Origin of the sequence: uncultured Roseobacter sp. (assembly GCF_947492555.1) — a bacterium.
In the GTDB taxonomy this organism is placed as follows: domain Bacteria; phylum Pseudomonadota; class Alphaproteobacteria; order Rhodobacterales; family Rhodobacteraceae; genus Roseobacter.
This window is the reverse complement of sequence record NZ_CANLNE010000005.1, coordinates 116,964-123,228: the sequence shown is the minus strand read 5'-3', so window position 1 is coordinate 123,228 and position 6,265 is coordinate 116,964. Positions and strand designations below refer to the sequence as shown.

Here is a 6,265-nt window from a genome sequence, read left to right as displayed (position 1 = left end):
CGCGCATTGGGCCGTGGTCTCGGCGCTGATGGGCATGGCGCCGCGCCTGCTTGTACTGGGCGGGGGTGGGTATAACCCGTGGTCGGTTGGGCGGCTCTGGACCGGGGTCTGGGCGACGCTCAACGGTCATGCCATTCCGGACCGTTTGCCAGCGGATGCACAAGCCGTGCTGCGCGCGCTGACGTTCGAGGGCAACAAGCGCGGGAAGAACCCACCGGAGCATTGGTTCACGACCTTGCGCGATGCGCCCCGCGACGGACCGGTCAGAGATGCAGTTAAGGATCGGGTGGGTATTCTGTCACAACGGACAGAAGCGCGACCGAAACGGAGGGCGTAGCTCAACCGGTGCTGGTTGAGCACCAAGCGTAAGGTCGATGGCTTCGTCGCATCGGGATCTTGTCAGAAAGAGGGAGGTCAACTGGGCGCACAACGGGCTGTGGTGCCAAAGCATGGCGGGTGCGCCCGGCTGGGTCAGACGGGCATGTTGTCGAACATGTCCTCGATGGCTTCGTCGCGCAGATCGTTGTTCATCCGCTCCAGTCGGCGGGGCACGATCTGGCCTGTGGCTTTCAGCGTGGCGATCACGCGGTCGATCTGAGGTTGCAGCGCCATGCGTTCCGTGTGCGAGGCGTTTTCAACTTCATGCTCCAATTGGGTGGCGCGCTGTTGTAGGTCGGTCAAGGCAGTCTCCTTTCGTCCAAAGAGGCGTTGTCCTTAGGGATGCAGCAGCTTCGGATGTTCCCACTCCGAATGCGAACACAATACACGCTTTAGTAGTAGATGAGCAAGCAACTGCACAATAAATAGGCGCGACTTTTCGTCCTGATTGAAGGATAAGCACGCGGTTTTTTCGACGTCAGTGCATTGCTGCAAAGTGCATACGCATACGTATGGAAAATGCTGTTTTGCGGCAAAGAGGAACTGAGCCGGAGGGTCTCAATTCCGGCTCAGATATGGGAGTGCTGCGGCAGGTGATTCGCAAATCGGCGGGCGGTCACTTAGCCCAACTCACCCCTGTCAGGTCGGTGGCTTGTGTTGGGGCATTGGCCCAGAGGCCCTGCAACTCCGCCTTGGCGACCGACAGCTGCGCGAGCTGAAAGAGGTAGCCGTTCACATAGTCATCGGCGATCATCTGCTGTGCGTCACCCATCATGGTGGCGCGCGTCTCGGGATCGGTCGTGCTGTTGAGCTTCGTGATCAGCGCCTGGAACTCCGGGTTGTCGTATTGGAAGTAGTAGTCCGGGTTGGCGTAGATGCCGATGTCCATAGGCTCGGTATGGCTGACGATGGTCAGGCCGAAGTCCTTGCCGCGGAACACGCTTTCCAGCCACTGCGCCCATTCGACGTTGGTGATCTTGGCAGTGATCCCGACCTCGGCCAGTTGGGCGGCGATGATCTCGCCGCCGCGCCGGGCGTAGGAGGGGGGCGGCAGGTGCAGCGTGGTTTCGAACCCGTCCGGAAGCCCGGCCTCGGCCAGCAGCGCGCGGGCCTTGTCGGGATCGTGGGCGGACTGGCCTGTCAGATCCTTATATGCGGGGTTGTGCGGCGCGAAGTGGGTGCCGATGGGGGTGCCATAGCCGAACATCGCCCCGTCGATGATCGCCTGTCGGTCGATCGCATGGGCCACGGCCTGCCGCACGAGCGGATTGTCAAAGGGCGGCATCTTGTTGTTGGTGGAGAGGATTGTCTCACCCTCTGTGGAGCCCACAAGCACCTGAAAGCGCGGGTCGGCCTCGAACTGTGGCAGGTTCTCGGGCGCGGGGAAGGCGTAGAAGTAATCCACATCCTCGGCCATCACTGCGGCAAAGGCGGCGGTGGGGTCGGAGATGAATTTGAAGGTCGCGGCCTCAAGGGCGGCGGGCGTGCCCCAGTAGTTCTCGTTGCGGGTAAGCTCGATGCGGTCAGACTGAACCCACTCGACGAATTTGAACGCGCCGGTGCCGATGGGCGTCTGCTTGATGTTCTCGATGCTCTCGGGTGCCACGATTACCGCGTCCCCCCAGGCGAGGTTGAAAAGCATGTTGCCGTTTGGTTCCGACAGGGTGAGTTGCACCGTCAGCGGGTCGATTACTTCGACCGAGGAGATCGCGGTATAGAGCGCCTTTTGTGCATTGGCGCTGTCCTCGGCAAGGATACGATCTAGGCTGAATTTTACATCCGCCGCGTCCATGGTGGTACCATCGTGGAAGGTCACACCTTCGCGCAGGGTGAACGTATAGGTTAGCCCGTCGTCCGAAATCTCCCAGCTTGCGGCGAGACCGGGCACCACGGAGCCATCGGCCATGAAGCGGGTGAGCCCTTCGAAGACATTGGAATAGAGCACCGTGTCGATGGCACCGGCGGCGGCGGAGGTTGGGTCGAGGTGCGGCGGTTCGAGCTGCACTGCGACAGTGATATCGGTCTGCGCTTGGGCACCGATCCCGGCGGCTGCAAATGCGAAGGCGAGAAGGCTGCGTGTGAAGGTCTGCATAAGGGTCCCCTGTGTCATGCTCCCCGGCGGGCGCGATCCTGCGTCGAGTGTTCCAACAATCCTCGCGTCAATCAAGGGCGGGTTTTCCGGCAAGGGCGTGGATTTCCAGCGCATCCGTGCTATCCGGCATCCGCAACGACAGCACAGGACCCGTGATCATGAGCGCCACAGCCCGAAAAACAGCCCCGATGCCCGCGAATATCAAGGCGCGAAAGGGGGGTGTGCCGCTGGTCAGCCTGACCGCCTATACCACGCCGATGGCGCAGATGATGGATCCCCATTGCGACTTTGTACTGGTGGGTGACAGCGTTGGCATGGTGCTGCACGGGCTGCCATCGACGCTGGAAGTCACGATGGAGATGATGATCCTGCATGGCCGGGCGGTGGCGCGGGGGCTGAGCCGGTCGATGATGGTGATCGATATGCCCTTTGGCAGCTATGAGCAAAGCCCCGAGCAGGCCTTTGAGAGCGCGGCAACGCTGATGCGCGAGACGGGCGCAGGTGCGGTGAAGCTGGAAGGCGGGCAGCATATGGCACCTACCATCGATTTTCTGGTCAAGCGGGGGATTCCGGTTATGGCGCATATCGGCCTGACGCCGCAATCGATCAACACGCTGGGGGGCTACACGGTGCAGGGCCGGGGCGCAGCGGGCGACATCATGATGCAGGACGCGCGCGCCGTCGCAGTTGCAGGGGCCTTTGCGGTGGTGTTGGAGAAAGTCCCACAGGGGCTGGCGGATCGGATCACGGCGGAGGTGGAGATCCCCACCGTTGGCATCGGGGCCTCTGCGGGCTGCGATGGGCAGATCCTCGTGGTGGATGACATGCTGGGGCTGTTCACGGCGTTCAAGGCGAAGTTCGTGAAGCGTTATGCAGAGCTTGGGCAGACCGGCGAGGATGCAATTGCCACCTATGCAGAGGAGGTACGCGCCCGCCGTTTTCCGGGGCCGGAGCATGTGTTTGCAGATGCGGCACCCAAGGGAGGGACGCGCGCGTGACGCCGGTGATCATCCGGACATTGGTGGACCTGCGCGAAGTGACGCGGGGCTGGCGGCGGGCAGAAGAGAGCATCGGGGTGGTGCCGACGATGGGCGCCTTGCATGATGGCCACCTGAGCCTCGTAGCGGCGGCAAAGGCCGCGTGCGACCGGGTGATCGTGACGATTTTCGTGAACCCAAAGCAGTTCAATCAAACGTCGGACCTCGACAATTATCCGCGTACGGAGGAAGAAGATGCGCGCAAGCTGGCGCGTTTTGCGGTGGATGCGGTCTATGCCCCCGATGTGAGCCAAATCTACCCAGAGGGGTTTGCCACGAATGTGTCGGTGGGCGGGATGACCGATGTGCTTTGTGGTGCCCACCGGCCCGGCCATTTCGACGGGGTGGCGACGGTTGTGACCAAGCTTTTCACCCAGACCTCTGCCGATAAGGGGTTTTTTGGGGAAAAGGATTTTCAGCAGCTGATGGTGGTGCAGCGCATGGCGCGGGATCTGGATATTCCCATCGAGGTTGTGGGCTGTCCGACGATCCGGGAAGAGGATGGGCTGGCGATGTCCTCGCGCAACCTGCTGCTCAGCGACCGGGCGCGGATCAAGGCGCCTTTGCTCTCCGAGGTGATGCAGGAGGTGGCCGAAAAGCTTGCAGTCGGTGAGGGTTTCGCGCCCCTTCAAGCGGCGGCGGTTGCCCGGCTGACGTCAGGCGGCTTTACCGACATCGATTATTTCGAGCTTCGGTCCTGTGCAGCGCTGGAGGCGCTGGAGCGGCCTACCGAACCCGCCCGCCTCTTTGCTGCGGCGTGGCTGGCGGGGGTGCGGCTGATCGACAACATAGATGTGCCGGTGGTGCCTGCGTCCGGCTAATCACTCAGCTTTGATAGCCGTGCACGGAACCAGTCTTCGAGCGCCTCTTGCGGCATCGCACCGGTCACGACGTCAACTACGACATCATCAATCCGATCCTCGGCTTTCACCGCCAGATCGTAGCCGCTGTTCAGGCACAGAACTTCTGTTGTGAGCCATGCGGTGCGTTTGTTTGCATCGTTGAAGCCATGAGATGTCGCCAGGCCGTGCAGCAAGGCGGCGGCCTTTTTGTGAATGGGACGGTGATAGCCATGGTAGGGTCTGCCGATGGCGCCGAGGATACTGTCGAGATTGCAGATGCCGCGCAGCCCGCCAAAAGCCTCCAGCGATTGTTCGTGGGCTTCCAGAACATCGCCCAGATTGACCCGGTAGTGCGGCTTACCGATTGGCCAATCGCTTCAGGGCGTCCCTGTTTTTGCTGATCGAGGCGCTGACCACCGTGGGTGTTTTCTTGCCGGAGGCATGCACGGATGTATCCCCCCCTTCCTTGCGGAGGGTGAATTTGCCGGTGTCTGCCGTGCGTGCGACGGTGGCGCTATGTGTCTTGGCCATTGCTTCGGTATCCTTCTCCACCTGAAAATGCACATCCTTGGGCAGTATATCAAGGGATCGTAAACCAGATATGACCTGCCGCTGCGCTCCTGTGACGGTCAGTCCTGGGGTAACAGCAGCGTTTCCAGGGCGCGGCCCATCACCTTGGCGCTGTCGACCATGTCATCGATCCCGACGTATTCATCGGGTTTATGCGCCAGTTCAAGGATGCCCGGCCCGTAGGCGATGCAGTTTTTGAGCTTGCCGATCCGGTCAATGTGTTTCTGGTCGTAGGTGCCGGGGGAGGCGACATATTCCGGCGGCTTGCCCATGACGTCCTCGATGGCCTTCGCCACGGTGCGCACCACCGGGGCGTCGCGGTCGGTCATCGAAGGCAGGACCGCGTTCAGTTCGGTCAGCTCATACTCGAAATCGGTGCGATTGGCCTTGAGACCTTCGAGCAGGTCGGTGACCTCACTGCGGACCTGATCGAGCGGTTCTTCCAGCAAAAAGCGCCTATCGATCACGATGCGGCAACTGTCGGGGACACAATGGGCGGGCAGGCTGGTGTCACCCGGGGCGAACTCCGGCTGGCCGCCGTGGATGGAGTTGATGTTCATCGTGGATTGCCGTGCGCCGTCGGGCACCACGGGCATATCGGTGTGGCGCGCCGCCATGGCGGGGAAGAGCTTGTCTTCGAATTCCGACAGCACCGCGCCCATGTGGCGCACGGCGCAGTCACCCAGAAAGGGCATGGAACCATGGGCGATCTCGCCCCTGGTTTCGATCTCCGCCCACCAGCCACCGCGATGCCCCAGACAGATACGGTCCTTGTTGAGCGGTTCGGGGATGATCACATGCTGCACGCGCGCCGGGTCGAAATACCCCTCTTCGGCCAGATAGGCCACACCACCATAGCCGCCGGACTCCTCATCCGCCGTACCAGAGATTTCGATAGCCCCGGCGAAGTCAGGATGCGTCTCGATGAAGGCCTCGCAGGCAATGATCGACGCGGCGAGCCCGCCCTTCATGTCACAGGCCCCGCGCCCGTAGATCTTGCCGTCCTTTTCCGCGCCGCCAAAGGGGTCCATGGTCCAGCCCCGACCGACCTCAACCACATCCGTGTGGCTGTTGAAATGCACACAGTCGCCGGAACGTGCACCCTCCCGGCGCGCAACGATGTTCCATCTTGGGTATTTGTCGCTGTCTCCCGGCGTTTCATGCGCGCGGATCAGTTTCGTCTCGAACCCGTGGTGCGACAGGCGCTTGTCCAGAAAGTCGCAAATGTCGCGATAGCAATCGCCGGGCGGGTTGCGCGTGGGAATGCGGATCAGGTCGCGGGTCAGTTCAATGAGGTCCGCGCGTTTGGCATCAATCGCGCCTGACAGGGAGGTGGGGTTCAGCAT

General features: G+C 61.8%; 7 protein-coding genes and 1 pseudogene. 3 read left to right on the top strand and 5 right to left on the bottom strand.

Features of this window, described 5'->3' with window-relative positions; genetic code table 11:
* Window positions 1-337 (top strand): annotated as a pseudogene (locus Q1A07_RS20430) (acetoin utilization protein AcuC); the annotation flags it as partial.
* Window positions 338-471: 134 nt separating this feature from the next.
* Here Q1A07_RS20430 and Q1A07_RS20425 read toward each other — a convergent pair.
* Both Q1A07_RS20425 and Q1A07_RS20420 read right to left on the bottom strand, forming a co-directional pair.
* Window positions 472-681, bottom strand: coding sequence for a hypothetical protein (locus tag Q1A07_RS20425; RefSeq protein WP_195822159.1), 210 nt, complete (start codon window positions 679-681; stop codon window positions 472-474).
* Between the two features lie 313 nt (window positions 682-994).
* A complete protein-coding gene (locus tag Q1A07_RS20420; RefSeq protein WP_299784076.1) occupies window positions 995-2,470 on the bottom strand; it encodes an ABC transporter substrate-binding protein in 1,476 nt (491 codons plus the stop codon).
* 158 nt (window positions 2,471-2,628) lie between these two features.
* On the opposite strand from Q1A07_RS20420, the gene panB reads away from it, so the two are divergent.
* Both panB and panC read left to right on the top strand, forming a co-directional pair.
* On the top strand, window positions 2,629-3,468 hold the full coding sequence (gene panB, locus Q1A07_RS20415; protein WP_299784073.1) for a 3-methyl-2-oxobutanoate hydroxymethyltransferase: 840 nt from the start codon (window positions 2,629-2,631) through the stop codon (window positions 3,466-3,468).
* Window positions 3,465-4,328 carry a pantoate--beta-alanine ligase gene (gene panC / locus Q1A07_RS20410; protein ID WP_299784071.1) on the top strand — a complete coding sequence of 288 codons (864 nt, stop codon included), beginning with the start codon at window positions 3,465-3,467 and terminating at the stop codon, window positions 4,326-4,328. The genes panB and panC overlap by 4 nt, the downstream gene beginning before the upstream one ends.
* Here the strand turns inward: panC and Q1A07_RS20405 are convergent.
* From Q1A07_RS20405 to Q1A07_RS20395, 3 genes are all read right to left on the bottom strand, one after another.
* On the bottom strand, window positions 4,325-4,627 hold the full coding sequence (locus Q1A07_RS20405) for a type II toxin-antitoxin system death-on-curing family toxin (protein WP_299784084.1): 303 nt from the start codon (window positions 4,625-4,627) through the stop codon (window positions 4,325-4,327). The two genes, panC and Q1A07_RS20405, sit on opposite strands and share 4 nt — an antisense overlap.
* Window positions 4,628-4,706: 79 nt before the next feature.
* Window positions 4,707-4,880 (bottom strand): hypothetical protein, encoded by a 174-nt coding sequence (locus tag Q1A07_RS20400; RefSeq protein ID WP_195822163.1) that lies wholly within the window; start codon window positions 4,878-4,880, stop codon window positions 4,707-4,709.
* Between the two features lie 98 nt (window positions 4,881-4,978).
* Window positions 4,979-6,265 (bottom strand): acetylornithine deacetylase/succinyl-diaminopimelate desuccinylase family protein, encoded by a 1,287-nt coding sequence (locus tag Q1A07_RS20395; RefSeq protein ID WP_299784067.1) that lies wholly within the window; start codon window positions 6,263-6,265, stop codon window positions 4,979-4,981.